A 21191-nucleotide genomic window follows, 5' to 3' on the forward strand; every position below is an offset into this window, starting at 1 on the left:
CTCAGCGATTGGCGAGCAGTTGGCGCGCGACGATCACGCGCATAATCTCGTTCGTGCCTTCCAAAATCTGATGCACGCGAAGATCGCGCACAAGCTTTTCGATGCCGTAATCCGCAAGATATCCGTACCCGCCATGCAGTTGCAGGCACTGATCCACCACCTTCGACCCGGTTTCGGTTACGAATTTCTTCGCCATCGCACAGAATTTCGTGGCATCGGGCGCGCCGTTGTCCAGTTTCCATGCCGCCTGACGCAGGAAGGTGCGGGCGGCCTGTAATTCGATCTCCATATCCGCCAGACGGAACTGAAGGGCCTGGAACTGATCGATGGATTGGCCGAACGCCTTGCGCTCGGACATGTATTGCAGGGTCATATCCAGCCCGGCCTGAGCAGCCCCAAGAGAACAGGCCGCGATATTGAGCCGCCCGCCATCGAGGCCCATCATCGCGTATTTGAAGCCGTCGCCTTCGGTGCCCACGAGGTTGCCTGCGGGAATTTTGCAGTCGTCGAACTGAACCTGCGCAGTGGGTTGGCTTTTCCAGCCCATTTTCTGCTCCAGCGCCCCAAAGCTGAGCCCCGGCGTGCCGTCCTCGACATATACGGTCGAGATCCCCTTGGGCCCGTCCTGACCGGTGCGTACCATGCAAACATAGGCATCCGAATAGCCACCGCCCGAAATGAACGCCTTGGTACCGTTCAACGTATATCCTTCGTTGGTGCGTTCGGCGCGGGTTTTCAAGGCCGCCGCGTCAGAGCCGGAACCGGGTTCGGTCAGGCAATAGCTCAGAACCGTATTCAGGCTCAGAACATCCGGCATGATGCGCGCCTTTAGGTCGTCATCCGCGAAATTGTCCAACATCTTGGCGCACATGTTGTGGATCGACAGGAAGGCGGCGACCGACGGGCAGGCCATCGACAGCGCCTCGAAAACCAGCGTGGCATCCAGGCGGGTCAGATTTGACCCTCCGCTTTCCTCGGATACGTACAGCGCGCCGAAACCAAGCTCGCCTATCTGGGGCCACAGGGTTTTGGGAATGGTTCCGTCCGCTTCCCACTGGCGCGCAAAGGGGGCGATGTTTTCCTGCCCGAACGCGTGCGCCATGTCGAATATGGCTGTTTGCTCCTCGCTGAGTGCGAAATCCATGACGCTCCCTCCCGTCGGCAATGAATTGAACGGTTGTTTATTTCTGAATTCTTACAGAAATTTTGCAGGCGCAACAATGAGTCGGTTGAAACGGGTCACAAGCCGGAAACGTTCAGAGATCGGCGTGAAACTCCTCGATCAGGTGGCGCACGACGGCTTGCCCCGGATCATCACCGCGCGCTGATGCCTCGGCATGAATACGGCGTTGGCGCGTGGCGGAAGTGCCGTTTTCAGCAATCTGCCTGAGCCGTGCAAGCTCGGTCATCGTGCCAAGTGCTTCGGTGTCTTCTGCCAACAACCCCATGAGGTCGCCGATCAGTTCAGACATGGGCTTGACCGAACGGTCGCCGAAATCGATCAGCCCTTCACCCACTCCGTAGCGCTGCGCGCGCCAGCGGTTTTCACCGATCAGGAAACGATCATATTGCCGCCAGCGCAGGTTGCGGTCTTTCAGACGGCACAGCATCCGGGTCAATGCCTGAACCAGTGCGGCCAACGACAAAGTGTGTTCCAGACGGGGTTGAACATCCATGATCCGCGTTTCCAGAGTTGGGAAACGATGGGAGGGGCGCAGATCCCACCAAATCTTGGTGGTGTCTTCGATGACCCCAAGCTCGACCAGAATGCCTGTGTTCCGTTCGTACTCGCCCCAGCTAGCGAACACGGGTGGCAGCCCGGTGCGGGGCAGGTTGTCGAACACCGTCAACCGGTATGAAGACAGGCCGGTATCCTCGCCGTTCCAATAGGGCGAAGATGTGGACAACGCCAGAAGATGAGGAAGAAAGTATGACAGTTGCGGCATCAGATCGGCACGCAAGGCAGGGTCCTCGACCCCGACATGTACATGCATCCCGCAGATCAGCATCCGCCGGGCAACGCCGCCCAATGCATGTTGCAGCGCGTCATAGCGTTCTTTCCGCGTGTGGTGTTGATCCTTCCAGTTGGCAAAAGGGTGGCACGAGACGGCGATAGGGGACAGGTTGTATTCAGCAGCCCGTTTCGACACGCATGACCGCAGCCGCTTCAGGTCTTCGCGCGCCGAAGCGACCGTGGCGTGCGGTCTGGTTCCAACCTCGATTTGACATTGCAGGAACTCGGGGCTGACCTGACCTTCGAAATCGCTTTGGCAGGCCGCCATCAGCGCTTCGGGGGCTTCGGACAATTGCAGGCTGTCACGATCCACCAACAGGTATTCTTCTTCGATCCCGAGTGTAAATTCCTGCTGCATGGGGGCCCTCGCAGTTGTCAGTCCCATCAGTGAATACGGAAATTTACGTTTTGCCAAGGGTTTGACAGGCTTGCCCTTGCAGAGAAACGGTTCGCAACGGTAAGGAACATTGCATCACAGATCGCGGAGCCAGCGCCTTGAAACCCAGAAAATTCCCGAAGATCAACGCCGCCCTTGAAGAATTGGGGGTGAAACTGGTCGACAGAGTTGCGGAACAGGATGAACGGGCGCGGCTGGAAGCCTTCGAAGCGGCGGGTGGGTTGACGCGCCCCGCCTATGCGTTGTCGCCAGGGATGGAAGGGTTCGACATCTCTCAACTTGTGGCGGAATACGAGCGTCACAAAGCCGCCCTGGAGGCGCTGAAAGATCCCGCACGCAACCAGACCGGTTATCGTACGGGCAATGGTTACTATGACAGCCCGGATGCGGATGCGTTGTATCTGATGATCCGCCGTTTTCAGCCCAAACGCGTGATCGAGGTCGGTTGCGGCAATTCCACCCGTGTGACCCGTCAGGCAATCATCGATGGCAATCTGGATACCACCATTACCGCGGTTGATCCGTACCCACGCGCCGATATCGCCCATGTGGTCGACCGGTTCGAACAAAAACGTCTTGAAGAAACAGACCCGGCACTGTTCGCAGAGCTGGAGGCCGGAGACATTCTGTTCATCGACTCCAGCCATGTTGTGCGGATGAGCAATGACGTCGCCCATCTGTTCTGCCGCATTATACCGTCGCTGAACCCCGGGGTGGTGATCCACGTTCACGATGTTTTTTTGCCCTACGAATATCCCAAGCGCTTCTTCTATGATTGTCCGGGCTGGGGAGAGCAGTACGTATTGCACAGCTTGCTGCAATCTGGCGCGTATTCAATGCTTTGGCCGGGATATTACCTGCAACAGGATCGGCCTGATGCCGTTGTTGCCTTGCCGTTCCTGGCCGAGGGGCGGGCGCAAAGCATCTGGGTGCAGCTCAAAGAAAACTGAAACCAAAGTGATCCATTGCGGCAAAAGGTCCGTAACCCTTTCCATAACACGCTGGAGAGGAGAAGACAGCTATGTTCCGTCGTACATTCATGAGCGCAGCCGCCGCACTTGCATTCGCTATGCCGCTCAAGGCTCAGGCCGCTGACATCGTCGACACCGCCGTTGCCGCCGGGTCGTTCAACACTCTGGTCGCCGCCGTTCAGGCTGCAGGCTTGGTTGACACCCTGAAAGGTGATGGTCCGTTCACCGTATTTGCACCCACGGACGAAGCTTTTGCTGCGCTTCCTGAAGGCACTGTCGAGACGCTTTTGAAACCAGAAAACAAAGATCAGTTGGTCGCGATTCTGACCTATCACGTGGTACCGGCCAAGGTTATGTCCGGTGATATCGCGGGCAAACGCGCCAAGGTTCTGACTGTTCAGGGCGACCGGCTGAGCGTCAACGCCAAAAACGGCGTGAAAGTGAACGACGCCAAAGTCGTACAGGCCGACATTGAAGCCAGCAATGGCGTCATCCACGTCGTCGATGCCGTGATCCTGCCGGAATAAACGTCGTCTTCCGAAGACAAGAAAGCCCCGGCGACCGACTGGGGCTTTTGCTTTTCAGCCCGGGTGGATCAGACCAGTCGAACCTGTGTGCCAACTTTCACCAGCGGATACAGCTCTTCTACATGCTGGTTGTACAGGCCAATGCAACCTGACGAGCTCTGACGACCGATCTTGCGGGTGTCGTGCGTGCCATGGACAAGATAGGCAGGCCAACCCAGATACATGGCGCGGGTTCCCAGTGGGTTGCCGGGATCGCCACCTTCCATCCGAAGCGGCAGAGAAGGATCACGTTCGCGCATTGATGCCGTAGGTGTCCAGCTTGGGAATTCCGTCTTACGCACAACTTTCGTGTACCCGCGTTTGGTAAGCTCTTCGCTCATGGGTACGGAACTTGGGTACAGTTTGTATGTGCCGTCAGGCCCCCAGTAATGGACGGCGCGGCTGGTGATATCGGCCAACAGGCAACCAACGCCCAATTCATCGAAATGGTCCTGCCAGTTCTGCTGCGAGAAGGACGATATATTGCGTCGGACTGGCAATTGCGTACTGATCGCGTCTTCCGTTTCAGGGAAAGCATCCGTGCTTTGTGCCCGAACAAGGGCAGGTGTTGCCACCAAAGAAGCCACGCCCAGCAAGGCAGAGCGACGGGTCATACGGGATTGGGACAAGGTTGCCTCCGATAAGTTCACTGCTCAGTACATCGTTCACGCCAAAATATGGGTGTTGGTTGAATTTTTCCAGAGTGAACCACTTGAATTTCCTGTGACCGAGCGGACGAAAGCTGGTTTTCGGCGGAAAGATGCAAAAAGCCCGGCCATTTAACGGGCCGGGCTTCAAGCGTCAGGAAACTGTGGGATCAGTCCATTGCTTTGAAGTTGAACTCGCCACCTTCCTTGATGCCCGACGGCCAGCGTGCGGTCACGGTTTTGGTGCGGGTGTAGAACTTGAAGCTGTCCGGGCCGTGCTGGTTCAGATCGCCAAACATGGATTTCTTCCAACCGCCGAAGGTGTGATAGGCCAGCGGAACCGGAATCGGAACATTGATGCCGACCATTCCGATGTTCACACGGCTGGCAAAGTCACGTGCGGTATCGCCATCGCGGGTAAAGATCGCGGTGCCGTTTCCGTATTCGTGATCCATCGCCAGTTTAAGGGCCTCTTCGTACGAACCCGCGCGCACGGTGGACAGAACCGGGCCAAAGATTTCCTGTTTATAGATGTCCATCTCGGGCGTCACGTGGTCGAACAGGTGGGGGCCGACAAAGAAGCCGTCCTCATAGCCTTGCAGGCTGAAGTCGCGGTTGTCGACAACCAGTTTCGCCCCCTGTTCGACGCCTGAATTGATCAGGCCCAGAATGCGCTGTTTCGCGGCGGCGGTCACAACCGGGCCCATGTCGACATCATCGCCGGCAGTATAGGGGCCAACCTTCAGCTTTTCGATGCGCGGCACCAGTTTTTCGATCAGTGCGTCCGCGGTCTCTTCACCCACGGGAACAGCAACCGAAACGGCCATGCAACGTTCGCCGGCCGCACCGAAACCGGCGCCAACCAGCGCGTCCGCCGCCTGATCCAGATCGGCGTCGGGCATGACGATCATGTGGTTCTTGGCACCGCCGAAGCACTGTGCCCGTTTCCCATTCGCGGTTGCGCGGCTGTAGATATACTGTGCGATCGGGGTTGAACCCACAAAGCTGACGCCCTGGATGATCTCGCTGTCGAGGATGGTGTCGACGGCTTCCTTGTCGCCGTTCACGACCTGGAAAACGCCTTTGGGCAGGCCGGCTTCGACGAACAGTTCAGCCAGCATCAGCGGCACGGACGGGTCGCGTTCCGACGGTTTCAGAACAACGGCGTTACCGCAAGCCAGAGCAGGGCCAACGTGCCAGAGCGGCATCATGGCCGGAAAGTTGAACGGCATGATCGAGCCGACAACACCCAAAGGCTGGCGCATGGAATACATGTCAATGCCGGGGCCCGCGCTGTCGGTAAACTCACCTTTCAGCATCTGCGGTGCGCCAATGCAGTATTCGATCACTTCCAGACCACGCTGCAAATCACCCTTGGCGTCGGGGATGGTTTTGCCGTGCTCGCGGCTCAGCGCTTCGGCCAGTTTGTCCATATCGCGGTTCATCAGGCCGACCATGGCCATCATGACGCGCGCGCGCTTTTGCGGGTTGGTTGCGCCCCATGCGGGCTGGGCGGCGGCGGCGGCCTCGATCGCGGCGGTGGTTTCCGCTGCACTGGCCATCGGGCACTTGTATTGAACTTCACCCGTTGCCGGGTTGTAGACGTCGTCGAAACGACCGGACGTTCCGGCGACCATTTCGCCGTTCAGGAAATGGGTCAGGTCTTGCATCAATAGCTCCTCCGATAGATTTGCGCGCAGAATAGGCTTGCAGAAATCCCGCGAACAGAGGCAATGTCTCAAAAGAGTTTTGCAAAAATGCAAAAGGGTTCAAAATGACCCCAAATTGGGATGATATGCGGATTTTCCTGGCTGTCGCGCGCGAGGAAAGCCTGTCTTCCGCTGGTCGTATCCTGAAGATCGACCCTGCCACCGTCGGTCGACGCATTGCGCGCCTGGAGGCGACGCTGGATTCCACATTGTTCACCAAGTCGCAGCAAGGCTATGTTCTGACCCCGGCGGGCCAGCGGCTGTTGGAACACGGGCTGCACGCAGAAGAGGCGATGCGCGCGGCGGCCGGGGCGGTAACAGGACCAACGAAAACCCTGAGCGGGCAAATCCGGATTGGTGCGCCGGACGGCAGTGCCAACTATCTGCTGCCGCAGGTGTGTGCCAAAATCAGCGACGCAAACCCTGATCTGGACATTCAGATCCTTGCGCTTCCGCGTGTGATCAACCTGTCCCGTCGCGAGGCGGATATGGCGGTTACGGTCAGTGCGCCGACCGCCGGTCAGCTGCTGGTGAAGAAAATCAGCGACTACAAGCTGCACATGGTCGCGACCGAAGAGTATCTGAAGCGACATGATCCGATCCGGAGCATAGCTGACCTGAAGGGCCACAGGTTGATCGGCTATATCCCTGATATGATCTTTGACCGGGAACTTGACTACCTGAATGACATTGGCGTTGACCGTGTCGCTCTTGCATCGAATTCGGTATCGGTTCAACTGCGGCAGGTCTGCCTGGGAACAGGGGTTTGCGTGGCGCATGATTTCACGTTGCCGTTCCACCCGGGGCTTCGGAAAATCCTGACGGATCAAGTGAGTTTGACGCGCAGCTTCTATCTGGTCAGGCATCAAGGTGACCAGCGCAACGAGCGGTTGAACCGCTTTGCGGATGCCCTGACACGCGGTATTCGCGATGAAGTGCTTCGTTTGGAAGCAGGTCCCGACGCTTGACAGGTCGCGGCAATCGCGCAACGCTTTGGAATAAGTGTTATTATTCCGGAGGTATTCTTCATGCTAGTCCAGGCCATCCTGAAGTCCAAAGCGACAGATGGTGTCGTGACCGTGGCGTCAACGGCGACAATCTCAGAGGCCTCGAAGATTCTTGCGGACAAGCGGATCGGAACGGTCGTTGTTTCCGACGACGGTGGCGAAACCGCGGCCGGCATCCTGTCGGAACGAGACATCGTCCGGGAACTGGCGGCCAGCGGCAGTGGTTGTCTGAACCAACCGGTAAAGTCTTATATGACCCAAGACCTCGTCACGGCGACGCGCCAGACCACCGTGGAAGACATTATGTCCCGTATGACAGAGGGGCGCTTTCGCCACATGCCGGTGGTTGAAGATGGAAAACTTGTAGGCATTGTCACTTTGGGTGATGTGGTGAAGGCTCAGCTTTCCGAACTTGCGATGGAAAAAGATGCCCTTGAAGGCATGATAATGGGGCACTGACGGCAAGGGTTGCCCAAGCAATTACTTGCACCTGCAGCAAAGTTATGTTTGCTTGCGCAGAAATTTTGTTGCGCAGGAGGGCGCGATGCGGGTTGGATTGTATCCTGGAACCTTTGATCCCATCACCATGGGGCACATCGATATCATCCGTCGGGCGGCAGCTTTGGTGGACAAACTGGTTATCGGTGTGGCCATCAACCGGGACAAGGGCCCTCTGTTCTCGCTGGAAGAGCGCGTGGCCATGATCGAAGCGGAATGCGCCCAGCTGTCCGAGCAGACCGGAACCGAAATCATCGCGCATCCTTTCGAAAACCTGCTGATTGATTGTGCGCGGGATGTCGGCGCGCAAATCATCGTGCGCGGCCTGCGTGCGGTTGCCGATTTCGAATACGAATTTCAGATGGTCGGCATGAACCGGGCTCTGGACGATTCGATCGAGACCGTGTTCCTGATGGCCGAAGCGCGCCATCAGGCGATCGCGTCCAAGCTGGTGAAGGAAATCGCCCGGCTGAACGGGGACGTGTCGAAATTCGTCACGCCCCGTGTCAATGATGCGCTGAAAAAAAGGTTAGGCTAGGGCACCCATTGCGGCCGCCGTATCCAGCATCCGGTTCGAAAAGCCCCATTCATTGTCATACCACGCCAGCACACGAACCAGCGTGCCATCAGTGACTTTGGTTTCAGCCAGTGACACGGTCGAGCTGTGCGGGTCGTGATTGAAGTCGATGGAAACCAGAGGACGGCTTTCCGCGGCAAGAACGCCGGGGATTTTGGCAGCCGCATCGACGAACAGTTGGTTGACCTCTTCTTCAGTCGTCGGGCGTGAAACCTCGGCCACAAGATCAACGACCGAGACATTGGGGGTTGGAACGCGGATGGCCTGACCGGTCAGTTTTCCTTTGAGTTGCGGCAGCACCAGCCCCACTGCAGCGGCCGCACCGGTTGTCGTAGGGATCATCGACAGCGCCGCCGCTCGGGACAGGTAGGGATCTTTACCCACTGTATCATGCACCGGCTGGCTGGCAGTGTAAGCGTGAACCGTGGTCATGTTGCCGTGCTTGATACCAAGGCCGGCATCCAGAGCGGCAGCAACAGGAGACAGGCAGTTGGTGGTGCAAGACGCGTTTGACACCACCAGATCATCGGCGGTCAGCTCACCATCGTTGACGCCAAAGACGATGGTTTTCACACCGCCGTCACCTCTGGCCGGAGCAGAGATCAGAACTTTCCTGGATCCGTTCTTGAAGTGACGTTCCGCCGCTTCGCGCGTACGGAAAACACCCGTACATTCCAGAACGACGTCAATATCCGACCAGGGCAGATCCTCGGGGTTGCGCTCGCTGCTCAGCCGAATTGGTCCACGACCCACGTCCAGACCTGCATCGCTGAGCGTAACCGGGTTGGGGTAGCGGCCGTGAACGCTGTCAAATTCAAACAGGTGCGCGTTCATTTCGGGTTTGCCAAGATCGTTGATCGCGACGATCTCGACGTCCGTACGTCCGCTTTCCATCACCGCGCGCAGAACCCCGCGCCCGATCCGTCCAAATCCGTTGATCGCCAGTTTCAAGGTCATGGTCTGCTCCGTCCAAATGTCTCAGCAAGATGAGTTAGCGCTAACAATGACAGATCAAGCGAAATGTCAAGGAAAACCTCTGTCACCGCCAGAAAGCGAGCCAGTCCAGAAAGTCGTAAAGCTTCTTTCCAAGGAAAAGCAGATGTTCGGTGCCGTACAGCGCCACATCCAGCATGATACCGCCGAGAAGAAGAAGGCCGAGCCAGATAGCTATTTGGTTGGTCATGGCTGTCCCGAACGTAAAATGCCCGCTCAGATAACCTGAGCGGGCATCAAGGTACAAGCGAAGTCCGAAGGGTCAGTTAAGGCGGCCCATCGCAACAGCTACGTCGGCCATACGGACCGAGAAGCCCCATTCATTGTCATACCAGGCCAGAACGCGGACCATGCGGTCATCGACGACGCGGGTCTGATCCGGTGCAAAGATCGAGCTTTCCTCGGTGTGGTTGAAGTCGGTCGACACCAGCGGAGCGGGCTCATATCCCAGAACGCGCTGCATCGGGCCCTTGGCGGCCTCTTCGACGATCGCGTTGATTTCCGCCGCGCTTGTGTCGCGTGAGGCACGGAACGTCAGGTCCACCGCCGAAACATTCGGGGTAGGGACGCGAATGGCGGACCCGTCCAGACGGCCTTTCAGGTTTGGCAGAACTTCACCCAGCGCCTTGGCGGCGCCGGTCGAGGTCGGGATCATCGACATTGCGGCAGCGCGGGCGCGGTAGAGGTCGCTGTGGCGGCGGTCCAGTGTCGGCTGGTCGCCTGTGTAGGCGTGGATCGTCGTCATGATGCCGTGTTCGATGCCGACGCCCTCGTCCAGCACCTTGGCCAGCGGGGCGAGGCAGTTGGTCGTGCACGAACCGTTCGAAACCATGTTGTCATTGGCGGCCAGCGTGTTGTGATTGACGCCGAAAACGATGGTCTTGTCGACGTTCTTGCCCGGAGCCGACAGCAGTACCTTGCCGGCGCCACGTTCCAGATGCGTTTTGGCCTTCAGGCCATCGTTGAACTTGCCGGTGCATTCAAGAACGACGTCACAGCCTTCCCAGTCCAACTCGGTCATGTCGTAGGTCGAGAACATCTGCATCGGGCCGCGACCCAGATCCATGGTATTGCCGTCAATGGTGATGTCGCGCGGAAAACGCCCGTGAACACTGTCATATTTCAGCAGATGCGCCGAGGTTTCCAGCGGGCCAGTTGCGTTGACTTTGATCACTTCGATGTCGTTGCGCCCGGACGCGGCGATGTGCGACAGGGTGCAGCGGCCAATACGGCCAAAACCATTGATACCGACCTTGATGGTCATATGACGTCTCCAGATGCGCTTGCTTTGAGGGCCATATAACGGCGAAAAGGGAATCTCAAAAGGGCAAAAACGGCATATTTTTAAGGTGTTAGCGCAAACCTGCGCCGGTTGCGCTAACGCTTGCGCTAGCCGTTGGATCAGGTAGGGTCCGGTTGGCGGCAGCAGATTGAAGGGAAACGCGATGAGTGGTCTTTTGGCCCTGTTGGATGATGTGGCGGGCATTGCCAAAGTTGCGGCGGCATCAGTGGATGATGTGGTTGCGGCGGCAGGCAAAGCAGGGGCCAAAACCGCCGGTGTGATCATCGATGACGCAGCAGTGACGCCGAAATACGTGCAAGGTTTCGCCCCGGCGCGCGAGTTGCCGATCATCTGGCGCATTGCGCGCGGGTCAATCTTCAACAAGATCATACTCTTGCTGCCCGTCGCCTTGTTGCTGGCCAATTTTGCGCCGTGGCTGATCACGCCCTTGTTGATGCTTGGAGGGTCATATCTATGTTTTGAAGGGGCCGAGAAGATTTTTCATGTTCTGTTTCCTCATGGCAGCCATGTGATTGAGGACGACATGAAAAACCGCGATCCGGGCCACCTGGAGGAACAAAAGGTCAAGGGCGCCATCAAGACCGATTTCATTCTGTCTGCCGAGATCATGACCATTGCATTGGCGGCGATCGAAGCCCCGAACCTGTGGATGCAGGCCGCGACGCTGGCCGTTGTCGGGATCGGCGTGACGGTGGCCGTCTACGGGTCCGTCGCGTTGATCGTGAAAATGGATGATGTGGGGCTTTATCTGGCGCAGAACGCGCCGACACCTATCGGTCGCGGTCTTGGCCGAGGGTTGGTCAAGGCAATGCCAGGAGTGATGAAAACACTGTCCATTGTCGGAACTGCGGCGATGCTGTGGGTGGGGGGCTCGATCGTCATCCACGGGATGGAGGTTCTGGGTTTTGGTTGGCTGGGCCATCATATCCACGATTGGGCCTATGCCATTGGGCATTCCGTCTCTGAACAATGGGTTGGTGCGGTTGAGTGGGTATCCAAGGCCACGATGGATGGCGTATTTGGTTTGGCCTGGGGATTGGTTTTGATCCCGGTGGCAACCAAGATAATCATGCCCCTGTTCAGCAAATCCGAAACGCATTGAAACCAAAATGAAAAGGGCGGCCAAGGCCGCCCTTTGCTCGATCAACTGGGTCTGTTTACAGACCCAGCAATTCCTTGACCTTGGCCACGGTTGCTTCGGCCGTGATGCCGAAATGCTTGTACAGCTCACCGGCAGGGGCCGAGGCACCAAAGCTGGACATGCCGATGAAACCTGCCTTGGCTTCGCGGCCACGCTCGCCCAGCAGCCAGCGATCCCAGCCACCGGCGCGCACGGCGGCCTCGATGCCGACGCGGACCGGACCTGCGGGCAGTACACGCTTGCGATAGGCTTCGTCCTGCTCGGCGAACAGCTCCATGCAGGGCATCGAGACGACGCGGGTGCCGATGCCTTCGGCTTCGAGCATCGCTTTGGCTTCCATGGCCAGCGACACCTCGGACCCGGTCGCGATCAGGATCGCCTGACGCTTGCCCTCGGCCTCGGCCAGAACATAGGCGCCTTGTGCGGTCAGGTTCTTGGTCTTGTGATCCTTGCGCACGGTCGGCACGCCCTGGCGGGTCAGCGAAAGAACCGAGGGGCTGTCCTTGAATGTCAGTGCCAGTTCCCAGGCTTCTGCGGTTTCGATCGTATCGGCGGGGCGGAACACATAGGTGTTCGGCGTCGCGCGCGAGATGGCCAGATGCTCCACAGGCTGGTGGGTCGGGCCGTCCTCGCCCAGACCGATCGAGTCATGGGTCATTACGAAAACCGACGGGATCTTCATCAGTGCCGCCAGCCGCATGGATGGGCGGGCATAATCGGTGAAGGCCATGAAGGTACCGCCATAGGGGCGGATACCGCCGTGCAGCGCCATGCCGTTCATCGCAGCGGCCATGCCGTGTTCGCGAATGCCGTAATGGATATAGCGGCCCTTGCGGTTTTCCGGCAGGAACACGCCCATATCAGCCGATTTTGTGTTGTTCGATCCGGTCAGGTCGGCTGAGCCGCCAACAGTCTCGGTCATGATCGGGTTCACGACGTTCAGAACTTTTTCGGACGAGGCGCGGGTGGCCAGTTTCGGCTGTTCTTCAGACATCTGCTTTTTGAACGCACGAATGGCGCCAGCCAGCCGCTTGGGGGCCTCAAACGCATAGGCGCGTTTGAATTCGGCCTGCTTCCTCTCGGAAAGCTGCACGAAACGTTCTTCCCAAGCCGCACGTTCGTCTGCACCGCGTGCACCAATGGCTTCCCAGGCGGTTTTGACGTTGGCTGGAACTTCGAATGTTTCGTGCGGCCAACCATAGGCCTCTTTCGCGGCTTTCAGCTGATCCTGATCTGTCAGTGCGCCATGGCCTTTCGAGGTGTCCTGCGCAGCATGACCCAGAGCGATATGGGTTTCACAGGCGATCATGGTTGGTTTCTTGGACTTTTTCGCCTGAACAATGGCCGCATCGATGGCTTTGGGGTCATGGCCGTCGATTTCAATCACGTGCCAGCCAGAGGCCGCAAATCGGCGGACCTGATCGGTGCGATCAGCAATATCGACAGTGCCGTCGATGGTGATGTTGTTGTTGTCCCAGAAGACGATCAGTTTGCTCAGCTCATGGCGGCCGGCCAATGTGATCGCTTCCTGACTGACGCCTTCCATCAGACAGCCGTCGCCCGCGATCACGTAAGTATAATGATCCACGACCTTCTTGCCGTAATGCGCGCGCTGGATTTCCTCGGCCATGGCGAAACCCACGGCGTTCGAGATACCCTGACCAAGCGGGCCGGTCGTGGTTTCAACACCGTCGATCAGAAAGTTTTCAGGGTGGCCCGCGGTCTTGGCACCCAACTGGCGGAAATTCTTGATCTCTTCCAGCGTCACATCGGCATGACCGGTGAGATAGAGAAGCGAATAGACCAGCATCGAACCGTGGCCAGCCGACAGGATGAACCGATCGCGGTCGGGCCAGTTCGGGGCCGAGGCGTCGAATTTCAGGTGCTTTTCGAACAGAACGGTCGCAACATCGGCCATGCCCATCGGCATACCGGAATGGCCGGAATTTGCGGCGGCGACGGCGTCAAGGGTCAGGGTGCGGATGGCCGCAGCTTTGTCCCAGTGTTCGGGGTTGGCTTTGCGCAGCGCAGTCAGGTCCACGGGCGTTGTTCCTTTGGATAAAAAGCAGATTGCGCGCTCAATACCATTCAACACCCAAAGTGCAAGCGGAACCGGGCTTTGGCAACGCCCGATAGGTGAAGAGCGCGGCCCAAGTGATTGAAACCAAACAGTGGGTATTTTCTGTCGCATTCCGTTAGACTGTCGGTAAGCGGGATTCGGTATTGATTCGGATCACTTCGCGACAGAATGAACCTTGATAAAGAGGTGACAGGGGCATGAGCCAGTTAGAGGAACTACAGCACCGTATTATTGCTGCGATGGACCGTATCAGTGCGGGCGTCGAAGGGTTGGGCGGTGCGTCCCGGAACGCTGAAGTAAATGAGGGGCTTCAGGCCGAACTTGAAGACGAAAGAGTTGCCAATGCGCAGCTTCAGGAACGACTGAAGACCCTGAAAGAGCAGCACGAAAAACAAGTGGACGCGTTGCGTGCTGATCTGGAAGAGTTGCGCACGGAACCAGCGGATGCCCCAGACGCGGATGCGCTGCGCGCAGAGCTGGAGGAAGCCCGGGCGAAAATCGCGTCTGTCGAAGCGGCCCGCGCCGAGCTGGCCGAGGCCAAGGCGGCCTTGGACAACAGTGCCGAACTGGACGCGTTGAAGGCCGAGAACGAAAGGCTGCGCGCCGAACTTGACGGCATCGAAGATCCTTCGGCGGTGAAAGCCGAACTTGAGCAATTGCGTGAATTGCTTGCTCAGGCAAAAGAAGTCGAGGCGGAAAACAGCCGCCTCAAGGCAGAGCTTGAAGATACGGTACGGGTCGATGATCTGAGCGCCGAGCTTGAGATGCTGCGGGCCGAACGGGCCAGCCATGGCGCTGCGATGTCCCGCCTGGATGACGATCTGCAACGTATGCGCAAGGCGAACGAGCAGTTGCGGAATTCGGTCGAAGAGTTGCGTTCCGCGGCCGCAGAAGGGCTGACGGACGCTGAATTGCTGAACCGCGCCACCGTTGCCGAGCTTGAGGCAACGCGTGCGGCGCAGGCTTCGGATGCAGCCGAAGCGCAGGCCGTGTTGGCACGGTTGGAACCTCTGCTGTCGCAGGCAAAACTTGTAGAAGGTGAGGTAGAGTAATGCCCGAGGTAACCATTCATATTGGCGGGCGGGGTTTTGATGTGTCTTGCCGGGACGGGGAAGAACCCTTTCTGCACGCGGCCGCCAAAATGCTGGATGACGAAGCGCAGGTTCTGTCCGATCAGATTGGGCGGATGCCGGAAGCGCGCATGTTGCTGATGGCCGGTCTGCTGCTGGCTGACAAGACGGCGGCAACGGAAGACAAGGTCAAGTCGCTGGAGGCCAGGCTGGCCGAGGCCGAGGCCGAGCTTCAATCGCTGAGAAACGCGCCCGCGCCGGAACCTGAACGTATTGAAGTCGCGGTGGTGCCGCCATCCGTCACGGATACGCTGGCCGAGCTGGCGGCACGTGCGGAAGCGCTGGCTTCGGTCGTCGAGGAGAAGAAGGCACAATGACCTATCTGCGCAATTTCTTCTGCGGTGCTTTGCTTGTTTTTTCGGCAACGGCGGCGCTCGCCGAAATCGACATTCTGTCTGTCACCTTTACCTGCGAGAACGGCGTGCCGTTGCCGGTGACCTATTTCAACGCGCCCGACGGTTCAGGCGCAGCGGCGACGATGGTGGACAATACTCTGGTCGCGATGCGCCAGGTCGAAAGCGGATCGGGCATCCGCTATGAATCTCTCGGAGCCGAAGGAACCTATATCCTGCGCTCAAAAGGCTGGAACGCGTCGATCAGCTATTTGGCGGCGGGCGCCGCCAATGAGCAGGCGATTTATCGGGACTGTACCAGCCGGTAGGCAGGATCACGCGTTTGCTTCGCGGATTTTGTCGGCTGCTTCCTTGTTGTAGCCGACACCGTTTTCATCAAAAAGCGTGTCCAGCTCACCCGAAAGGGTCATCTCGGTGATGATGTCGCAACCGCCTACGAATTCGCCTTTGACATACAGCTGCGGCACGGTCGGCCAGTCGGAATAATCCTTGATGCCCTGACGCACGTCTTCGTCGGCCAGAACGTTCACGTCGGTGTATTCGACGCCCATATAGTTCAGTACGCCGGCCACGCGGGACGAGAAACCACATTGTGGCATCTCCTTGGTGCCTTTCATGTACAGCACCACGTCATTGGCTTTGACGGTTTCGTCGATCTGGGTTTTCACATCGGTCATTTTGCGTTTCCTATTCGTTTCTCCAACGGGAGAGTCATATGTTCGCCTCGAAAGAAGCCGAGAAGCTTATTCCGGCACTTTGGTGGTCAGCGCCAGCGCGTGCAATTCTCCGTCCGGGCCGTCCATCTTGCCCTTCAGAGCTGCGTAAACAGCGCGCTGTTGCTGAACCCGGTTTTTGCCGCGAAAGCTTTCATCCACCACCATGGCAGACATATGAACACCGTCACTTCCGCCGACCTGAATCTCGGCGTCGGGAAAGGCTTCGCGCAGCAGGTGTTCGATTTCGTGGGCGCTCATCGGCATGTAGGTATCTCCAGAAGGTCTTTCCCAAGATGTAGAGCGCATGAACCGGGCGTGCAAGAGCACTGGCACATGCAAAAACAACCAAACCCGCACCGGATCACAGCGCGGGTTTCGATTGGCATTCGCGTTGCGTTGTCAGGCGACAGCCTCGGCAAAGCTGTTGCGGTAAATCGCGGCAAGTTCATCAAGCGAGGCTTCCGAACTGCCGATCTTCACCGTATCGCCGGTGAAACGACCAACCGCATTCAAAGGAACGCCGGCCTGACCGGCCGCAATCATCAATGCCTCGGCCTGATCGAAATTGCACGCAACAAGATAGCGGGCCTGATCTTCACCGAACAGGAATTCAGTCGGGGCGTCGTCAAGACACACGCCAACGCCTGCGGCTTCTGCCAGTTCGAAGGCAGCCAGAGCGATGCCGCCATCGCTGAGGTCGGTGCAGGCCTTGATCATCTCGCGGTTGGCGCGGATGAAATCACCGTTGCGCTTTTCGGCATCCAGATCGACATGCGGGGCGTCGCCGTCTTCGCGGTTGAACACCTCAGCCAAAAGGGCGGATTGACCCAGATGCCCCTTGGTTTCACCGATCACCAGCACGACGTGGCCTTCGCGCACTTCGTTGCCGATGACCTCGTCCGAATGCTGCAACAGGCCGACTGCGCCAATGGTGGGGGTCGGTAGAATGGCCTGTCCGTCGGTCTCATTGTACAGCGAGACGTTGCCCGACACGATCGGCATATCCAAGGCGCCGACTGCGGCGCCGATGCCCTGTATGGCACCGACAAACTGGCCCATGATTTCGGGCTTTTCGGGATTGCCGAAGTTCAGGTTGTCCGTGGTGGCCAGCGGCTTGGCTCCGACGGCGGTCAGGTTGCGATAGGCTTCGGCCACGGCTTGTTTGCCGCCCTCAAAAGGGTTTGCGCGCACATAGCGCGGGGTCACGTCGGATGTGAAGGCAAGCACCTTGTCGGTCCCGTGGACGCGGACCAGGCCCGCACCCAGACCCGGCGTGCGGACGGAATCCGCCATCACCATGGTGTCGTATTGTTCATAGACCCACTGCTTGCCTGCGTAGTTCGGCGAAGCGAGCAGGGCGCGCAGCCCGTCAATCGGGTCGATCTGGGGCACTTCGGCCAGTTCCTCTGCCTGTGGCGTAGGCTCCCATGGGCGGTCGTATTCCGGCGCGGTGGAAGACAGTTTGGACAGAACCAGATCGGCTTTGACTTCATTGTTATGCATGATCAGAAAGCGGTCTTCGGCAATGGTTTCGCCAACGATTGCGAAATCAAGATCCCATTTTTCGAACACGGCGCGGGCCTCTGCCTCAAGCTCGGGCTTGAGGACCATCAGCATACGCTCCTGAGACTCGGACAGCATCATTTCATAGGCTGTCATGTTTTCTTCGCGCTGAGGAACGTTCTCCAGATCAAGACGCACGCCAAGGCCACCCTTGTCACCCATTTCAACGGCCGAGCAGGTCAGGCCCGCCGCGCCCATGTCCTGGATCGAGATCACCGCACCGGTCCGCATCAGTTCCAGCGTCGCCTCCATCAGGCGTTTTTCGGTGAAGGGGTCGCCGACCTGAACGGTGGGGCGCTTTTCTTCGATTGTGTCGTCGAATTCGGCGGATGCCATGGTTGCACCACCCACACCATCACGACCGGTTTTTGCGCCCAGATAGACGACAGGCATACCCACGCCCGACGCGGCCGAATAGAAAATCTTGTCACTGTCAGCCAGACCGGCCGCAAAGGCGTTCACAAGGCAGTTGCCATTGTATGCAGGGTGAAAGCGCACTTCGCCACCGACGCAAGGCACGCCGAAGCAGTTGCCATAGCCACCGATACCCTCGACCACGCCGTTGACCAGTTGACGGGTCTTGTGATGGCCAGTCTCGCCAAAGGACAATGCGTTCATGGACGCAATGGGACGCGCGCCCATGGTAAAGACGTCGCGCAGGATGCCCCCCACGCCGGTCGCCGCACCCTGATAGGGTTCGATGTAAGACGGGTGGTTGTGGCTTTCCATCTTGAAGACCACGGCCTGACCGTCGCCAATGTCCACCACGCCTGCGTTTTCACCGGGTCCGCAGATCACCTGGGGACCAGAGGTGGGCAGGGTGCGCAGCCATTTCTTCGAAGATTTGTAGGAACAGTGCTCGTTCCACATGGCCGAGAAAATGCCGAGCTCGGTGAAAGTAGGTTCACGCCCGATGATCTCGAGGATCATGTCATATTCCTCGGGCTTGAGCCCGTGTGCGGCAATCAGATCGGGTGTGATGGCGGGCTCTTGCATCTTCTGTCCTGTGTCCAAGTGGGCCGAGATTGCGCGCCTTGTAGGGCAAGCGCGCGCGTGTGGAAAGGGTCAAGACGGCGCAGGTTGCGTCTTTCAAAGAAAAACGGAACCGGCATCACTGCCGGTTCCGGATGAATGCGCCCCGAAATGGGTGCATGCAGCTGGCGTGGGCCGCGAGGGTTACGCCGATCCCTGATCCTTGTTGAGCTGCGCTGCGGCCGCGGCACCAACAGCCGTCTTCTGTTCCGGGGTCAGGTTTTCATTGTCGTCCAAACCCGGAATTGCAACGCGCACTTCGCGGCGGGCAAAGTCGATGCCGTTTTCCTTGAAGGCCGCCTTGACCCGGTTGAAGATCTCCTTGCGCAGTGTGAACTGCTTGCCGGGCTTGGCCATGAACTTGCCGCGGATGATCATGCCGACATCGTCAAAATCGAACACACCTTGCGATTTGAACGGTTGCAGGAAGCCATCCTTGTGGGTCTCGTCCTCCATCATTTCAGCGCCGATCTTCTTGAAGATCTTCTTGACCTTGTTGGGATCGGTGTCGAACGGCACGGTGAATTTCAGCTTCATGATCACCCAGTCGCGGCTGAAATTTGTCAGCTTCTGAATCTCACCGTAGGGAATCGTGTGTACGGGGCCGCGATGGTGACGCAACTGCATCGAGCGAACCGAGATTTTCTCGACAGTTCCCATCGTGCCACCGACATCGACATATTCTCCGACGCGGAAGGCATCGTCGATCAGGAAGAAAACCCCGCCCACGATGTCAGCAACCAGCTTCTGCGCACCAAAGCCGATCGCCAGTCCCAGAACACCGGCGCCGGCCAAAAGCGGCGTGATATTGATGCCCAATGCGCCCAGCGCCAGCAGGCCAAAAATCACGGCAATCGTGATCTGGGCGGTGATCCGCATCAGAGGCAGAACCGTCGCCAGACGAGAGCCGCCGGCACCGCCGCCTTCACCGCCTGCTTCTTCGTCCAGGGCCTCGGCCGCTGTCTGTTCCCTGGCCAATCGGCGGTTGATCCAGAGCGAGACGACCTCGTTCAGGATATAGCCGATGGCGATGATCAGCAGGAATTCGATCACAGCCCCGCCGACTTCGGCACCGACACCGGCCGAAGCGACATTGCGCAGGTCAAGATGCCATGCGCGTGCAATCATGAAAACCACGACCAAGCCGGCGATAACGCGACCAATCCGGATATAGCTGCGTTTCGCGGAACGGTAGGCGCGTTCGGCAAGAGGGCCTTCGCCCGACATTGGCGGTTGCAAATGTCGCACAAGACCACGGATCAGCGTATCCAGCGCAGGTGCAATCAACAACCAGAACATCGTCGTGAAATGCGCACCGCTGGTCAGCAATCTCAATGTTGCCGGATCACGCTGTGCGACCAGGAACTCGACCAGCAGCCAGATTGCCACCGAAACGCCGATGGCAAAATAGGGGTAATAATGCGCAACTTCCTCATCGAATTTCGTGTGATCCGGGTCTGTCCCCAGCATCATCTGCGACAGTCCTTCACGCGCGGTCCAGGCGATTACGGCGATATAGACGTGAATTGCAGCGTTCAGCCAGAAGCCAATGCGGGTATCGTCACCCGTGACGCCATTGAGCGCGTTGAACCGTACGACGAACAGCGTGAACCCGATCAGGATCAACAGGCCGATCAGGTTGCGGTGCAGGTACTTTGCCCAGTGGTCGTCGATATTGACCAACCGAAATTGCGGCTTTTCCGGTGCCAGAACAAACCGGGACGCTGCTGCACCCAATCGCGGCACCCAGATAAGATAGAATACAAACGGTGCAGCATAGGTGATCTGTTCGGTGGTTAGAAGACCGCGGCCAACTGCGCGGATCACGACATAGAAAATGATCAGCCCGGCGATTTCGCGGCAGAACCGACGAAACAGGTATCTGACGGCGCCCCAAAGGTCGGCCTCGTCCGCCGCTTCGGTCGCTTCATGCCAGCGACGTGTCAGGAAGATGAACAGCTTTTCCGCAATGAAACCGACAACAAGTACAGAAAGGACAAGCCCCACAAGTGTAAAGACACCGGTCGTTCCGAATGTATCGCTAAAATTGCTGAACGCGGTAATCTGCGCGGTGATAATGTTGGGAGCGGTGGTCAGAACATGTGTCCAGGATGCGACCATGGCTGCCCAAATCTCGCTTATCTCGGTCAACGGGTCTTCTACGTCCGCCTTTTCGGCGGCTTGTTTTTCCGCCACGGCATCAAGACGCTCCAATAGAATTGCGCGAACCTGATCATCGGACATGCGTGCAACAAGATCGTCGACCTGTTCGGGTGTCAGGTCTTCCGGAATGGCCACTGTAGAAGTTGAGCCGGCGTCCTGTGCATATAGTGGCACTGCCATGAACAATGCGGAGACGAGCGCCAAAACCAGGCGGAGTGGGTGGAACATGTATTTTCCCTCAAACACGAAATTGTATCGTTTTTGGGGATCATATGCCTATGCGTGTATTTTTCCCAGAGCTTTCGCTGACTTAATGCAGGGTCCAGCCAAA

21 protein-coding genes are annotated in these 21191 nt (G+C 58.1%); 9 read left to right on the plus strand and 12 right to left on the minus strand.

The window, feature by feature from the left end:
* Position 1: 1 nt before the first annotated feature.
* Together GOW60_RS06670 and GOW60_RS06675 are read right to left on the minus strand one after the other, a co-directional pair.
* Positions 2 to 1144 (minus strand): acyl-CoA dehydrogenase family protein, encoded by a 1143-nt coding sequence (locus GOW60_RS06670; protein WP_152457861.1) that lies wholly within the window; start codon positions 1142 to 1144, stop codon positions 2 to 4.
* A gap of 112 nt (positions 1145 to 1256) precedes the next feature.
* Positions 1257 to 2372 (minus strand): carboxylate-amine ligase, encoded by a 1116-nt coding sequence (locus GOW60_RS06675; RefSeq protein WP_152457862.1) that lies wholly within the window; start codon positions 2370 to 2372, stop codon positions 1257 to 1259.
* 137 nt (positions 2373 to 2509) lie between these two features.
* Here GOW60_RS06675 and GOW60_RS06680 point away from each other — a divergent pair, with 137 nt between their 5' ends.
* Together GOW60_RS06680 and GOW60_RS06685 are read left to right on the plus strand one after the other, a co-directional pair.
* Positions 2510 to 3361 carry a class I SAM-dependent methyltransferase gene (locus GOW60_RS06680; RefSeq protein WP_171228679.1) on the plus strand — a complete coding sequence of 284 codons (852 nt, stop codon included), beginning with the start codon at positions 2510 to 2512 and terminating at the stop codon, positions 3359 to 3361.
* 71 nt (positions 3362 to 3432) lie between these two features.
* The gene (locus GOW60_RS06685; protein WP_171228680.1) at positions 3433 to 3909 is read left to right on the plus strand and encodes a fasciclin domain-containing protein; all 477 of its coding nucleotides are present in this window, start codon (positions 3433 to 3435) and stop codon (positions 3907 to 3909) included.
* A 68-nt stretch (positions 3910 to 3977) separates the two neighbouring features.
* Here the strand turns inward: GOW60_RS06685 and GOW60_RS06690 are convergent, their stop codons facing one another.
* Complete coding sequence (locus tag GOW60_RS06690) at positions 3978 to 4562, minus strand: L,D-transpeptidase (RefSeq protein ID WP_171116564.1); 585 nt, start codon at positions 4560 to 4562, stop codon at positions 3978 to 3980.
* Between the two features lie 203 nt (positions 4563 to 4765).
* Positions 4766 to 6265 carry a CoA-acylating methylmalonate-semialdehyde dehydrogenase gene (locus GOW60_RS06695; protein WP_152457866.1) on the minus strand — a complete coding sequence of 500 codons (1500 nt, stop codon included), beginning with the start codon at positions 6263 to 6265 and terminating at the stop codon, positions 4766 to 4768.
* Between the two features lie 104 nt (positions 6266 to 6369).
* On the opposite strand from GOW60_RS06695, the gene GOW60_RS06700 reads away from it, so the two are divergent.
* From GOW60_RS06700 to coaD, 3 genes are all read left to right on the plus strand, one after another.
* Complete coding sequence (locus GOW60_RS06700; RefSeq protein WP_152457867.1) at positions 6370 to 7272, plus strand: LysR family transcriptional regulator; 903 nt, start codon at positions 6370 to 6372, stop codon at positions 7270 to 7272.
* A gap of 60 nt (positions 7273 to 7332) precedes the next feature.
* Positions 7333 to 7770 carry a CBS domain-containing protein gene (locus GOW60_RS06705; RefSeq protein WP_171168312.1) on the plus strand — a complete coding sequence of 146 codons (438 nt, stop codon included), beginning with the start codon at positions 7333 to 7335 and terminating at the stop codon, positions 7768 to 7770.
* 85 nt (positions 7771 to 7855) lie between these two features.
* Positions 7856 to 8347, plus strand: a complete 492-nt coding sequence (gene coaD, locus GOW60_RS06710) for a pantetheine-phosphate adenylyltransferase (RefSeq protein ID WP_171228681.1) — start codon at positions 7856 to 7858, stop codon at positions 8345 to 8347.
* Here the strand turns inward: coaD and gap (GOW60_RS06715) are convergent.
* The 3 genes from gap (GOW60_RS06715) to gap (GOW60_RS06725) form a co-directional block, all read right to left on the minus strand.
* Positions 8339 to 9343: a type I glyceraldehyde-3-phosphate dehydrogenase gene (gap, locus tag GOW60_RS06715; protein ID WP_152457870.1), complete on the minus strand. Its 1005-nt coding sequence runs from the start codon at positions 9341 to 9343 to the stop codon at positions 8339 to 8341. The two genes, coaD and gap (GOW60_RS06715), sit on opposite strands and share 9 nt — an antisense overlap.
* 82 nt (positions 9344 to 9425) lie before the next feature.
* The gene (locus tag GOW60_RS06720; protein WP_171116107.1) at positions 9426 to 9569 is read right to left on the minus strand and encodes a hypothetical protein; all 144 of its coding nucleotides are present in this window, start codon (positions 9567 to 9569) and stop codon (positions 9426 to 9428) included.
* Positions 9570 to 9641: 72 nt separating this feature from the next.
* On the minus strand, positions 9642 to 10643 hold the full coding sequence (gene gap, locus GOW60_RS06725; RefSeq protein WP_171228682.1) for a type I glyceraldehyde-3-phosphate dehydrogenase: 1002 nt from the start codon (positions 10641 to 10643) through the stop codon (positions 9642 to 9644).
* Positions 10644 to 10824: 181 nt separating this feature from the next.
* On the opposite strand from gap (GOW60_RS06725), the gene GOW60_RS06730 reads away from it, so the two are divergent.
* Positions 10825 to 11784 carry a DUF808 domain-containing protein gene (locus tag GOW60_RS06730; RefSeq protein WP_171228683.1) on the plus strand — a complete coding sequence of 320 codons (960 nt, stop codon included), beginning with the start codon at positions 10825 to 10827 and terminating at the stop codon, positions 11782 to 11784.
* Positions 11785 to 11839: 55 nt separating this feature from the next.
* On the opposite strand, the gene tkt is transcribed toward GOW60_RS06730, so the two are convergent.
* Positions 11840 to 13864, minus strand: coding sequence for a transketolase (tkt, locus tag GOW60_RS06735; protein WP_171228684.1), 2025 nt, complete (start codon positions 13862 to 13864; stop codon positions 11840 to 11842).
* 236 nt (positions 13865 to 14100) lie between these two features.
* On the opposite strand from tkt, the gene GOW60_RS06740 reads away from it, so the two are divergent.
* The 3 genes from GOW60_RS06740 to GOW60_RS06750 are packed head-to-tail and all read left to right on the plus strand — an operon-like array spanning position 14101 to position 15694.
* The gene (locus GOW60_RS06740) at positions 14101 to 14955 is read left to right on the plus strand and encodes a hypothetical protein (protein WP_171204700.1); all 855 of its coding nucleotides are present in this window, start codon (positions 14101 to 14103) and stop codon (positions 14953 to 14955) included.
* Positions 14955 to 15350 carry a cell division protein ZapA gene (locus GOW60_RS06745; protein ID WP_171116096.1) on the plus strand — a complete coding sequence of 132 codons (396 nt, stop codon included), beginning with the start codon at positions 14955 to 14957 and terminating at the stop codon, positions 15348 to 15350. Before GOW60_RS06740 ends, GOW60_RS06745 begins: the two co-directional genes overlap by 1 nt.
* Positions 15347 to 15694, plus strand: a complete 348-nt coding sequence (locus GOW60_RS06750) for an MliC family protein (protein ID WP_171228685.1) — start codon at positions 15347 to 15349, stop codon at positions 15692 to 15694. The genes GOW60_RS06745 and GOW60_RS06750 overlap by 4 nt, the downstream gene beginning before the upstream one ends.
* A 6-nt stretch (positions 15695 to 15700) precedes the next feature.
* Here GOW60_RS06750 and grxD read toward each other — a convergent pair whose 3' ends face one another.
* From grxD to GOW60_RS06770, 4 genes are all read right to left on the minus strand, one after another.
* Positions 15701 to 16063, minus strand: a complete 363-nt coding sequence (gene grxD, locus GOW60_RS06755) for a Grx4 family monothiol glutaredoxin (protein WP_171116094.1) — start codon at positions 16061 to 16063, stop codon at positions 15701 to 15703.
* 66 nt (positions 16064 to 16129) lie between these two features.
* The gene (locus tag GOW60_RS06760) at positions 16130 to 16366 is read right to left on the minus strand and encodes a BolA/IbaG family iron-sulfur metabolism protein (protein ID WP_170354080.1); all 237 of its coding nucleotides are present in this window, start codon (positions 16364 to 16366) and stop codon (positions 16130 to 16132) included.
* A 135-nt stretch (positions 16367 to 16501) separates the two neighbouring features.
* Complete coding sequence (purL, locus tag GOW60_RS06765; RefSeq protein WP_171228686.1) at positions 16502 to 18661, minus strand: phosphoribosylformylglycinamidine synthase subunit PurL; 2160 nt, start codon at positions 18659 to 18661, stop codon at positions 16502 to 16504.
* 180 nt (positions 18662 to 18841) lie between these two features.
* Positions 18842 to 21088: a mechanosensitive ion channel family protein gene (locus GOW60_RS06770; RefSeq protein ID WP_171228687.1), complete on the minus strand. Its 2247-nt coding sequence runs from the start codon at positions 21086 to 21088 to the stop codon at positions 18842 to 18844.
* Between the last annotated feature and the right edge of the window lie 103 nt (positions 21089 to 21191).

Source organism: Ruegeria sp. HKCCA4008, assembly GCF_013033125.1.
Classification (GTDB): Bacteria; Pseudomonadota; Alphaproteobacteria; order Rhodobacterales; family Rhodobacteraceae; genus Ruegeria.

What these genes read in the sequence shown, in the direction of transcription:
- GOW60_RS06670 (WP_152457861.1), bottom strand. Translation starts at nt 1,144, where the DNA reads ATGGATTTCGCACTCAGCGAGGAGCAAACAGCCATATTCGACATGGCG.
- GOW60_RS06675 (WP_152457862.1), bottom strand. Translation starts at nt 2,372, where the DNA reads ATGCAGCAGGAATTTACACTCGGGATCGAAGAAGAATACCTGTTGGTG.
- GOW60_RS06685 (WP_171228680.1), top strand. Translation starts at nt 3,433, where the DNA reads ATGTTCCGTCGTACATTCATGAGCGCAGCCGCCGCACTTGCATTCGCT.
- GOW60_RS06690 (WP_171116564.1), bottom strand. Translation starts at nt 4,562, where the DNA reads ATGACCCGTCGCTCTGCCTTGCTGGGCGTGGCTTCTTTGGTGGCAACA.
- GOW60_RS06695 (WP_152457866.1), bottom strand. Translation starts at nt 6,265, where the DNA reads ATGCAAGACCTGACCCATTTCCTGAACGGCGAAATGGTCGCCGGAACG.
- GOW60_RS06700 (WP_152457867.1), top strand. Translation starts at nt 6,370, where the DNA reads ATGACCCCAAATTGGGATGATATGCGGATTTTCCTGGCTGTCGCGCGC.
- GOW60_RS06705 (WP_171168312.1), top strand. Translation starts at nt 7,333, where the DNA reads ATGCTAGTCCAGGCCATCCTGAAGTCCAAAGCGACAGATGGTGTCGTG.
- coaD (WP_171228681.1), top strand. Translation starts at nt 7,856, where the DNA reads ATGCGGGTTGGATTGTATCCTGGAACCTTTGATCCCATCACCATGGGG.
- gap (WP_152457870.1), bottom strand. Translation starts at nt 9,343, where the DNA reads ATGACCTTGAAACTGGCGATCAACGGATTTGGACGGATCGGGCGCGGG.
- GOW60_RS06720 (WP_171116107.1), bottom strand. Translation starts at nt 9,569, where the DNA reads ATGACCAACCAAATAGCTATCTGGCTCGGCCTTCTTCTTCTCGGCGGT.
- gap (WP_171228682.1), bottom strand. Translation starts at nt 10,643, where the DNA reads ATGACCATCAAGGTCGGTATCAATGGTTTTGGCCGTATTGGCCGCTGC.
- GOW60_RS06730 (WP_171228683.1), top strand. Translation starts at nt 10,825, where the DNA reads ATGAGTGGTCTTTTGGCCCTGTTGGATGATGTGGCGGGCATTGCCAAA.
- GOW60_RS06740 (WP_171204700.1), top strand. Translation starts at nt 14,101, where the DNA reads ATGAGCCAGTTAGAGGAACTACAGCACCGTATTATTGCTGCGATGGAC.
- GOW60_RS06745 (WP_171116096.1), top strand. Translation starts at nt 14,955, where the DNA reads ATGCCCGAGGTAACCATTCATATTGGCGGGCGGGGTTTTGATGTGTCT.
- GOW60_RS06750 (WP_171228685.1), top strand. Translation starts at nt 15,347, where the DNA reads ATGACCTATCTGCGCAATTTCTTCTGCGGTGCTTTGCTTGTTTTTTCG.
- grxD (WP_171116094.1), bottom strand. Translation starts at nt 16,063, where the DNA reads ATGACCGATGTGAAAACCCAGATCGACGAAACCGTCAAAGCCAATGAC.
- GOW60_RS06760 (WP_170354080.1), bottom strand. Translation starts at nt 16,366, where the DNA reads ATGCCGATGAGCGCCCACGAAATCGAACACCTGCTGCGCGAAGCCTTT.
- purL (WP_171228686.1), bottom strand. Translation starts at nt 18,661, where the DNA reads ATGCAAGAGCCCGCCATCACACCCGATCTGATTGCCGCACACGGGCTC.
- GOW60_RS06770 (WP_171228687.1), bottom strand. Translation starts at nt 21,088, where the DNA reads ATGTTCCACCCACTCCGCCTGGTTTTGGCGCTCGTCTCCGCATTGTTC.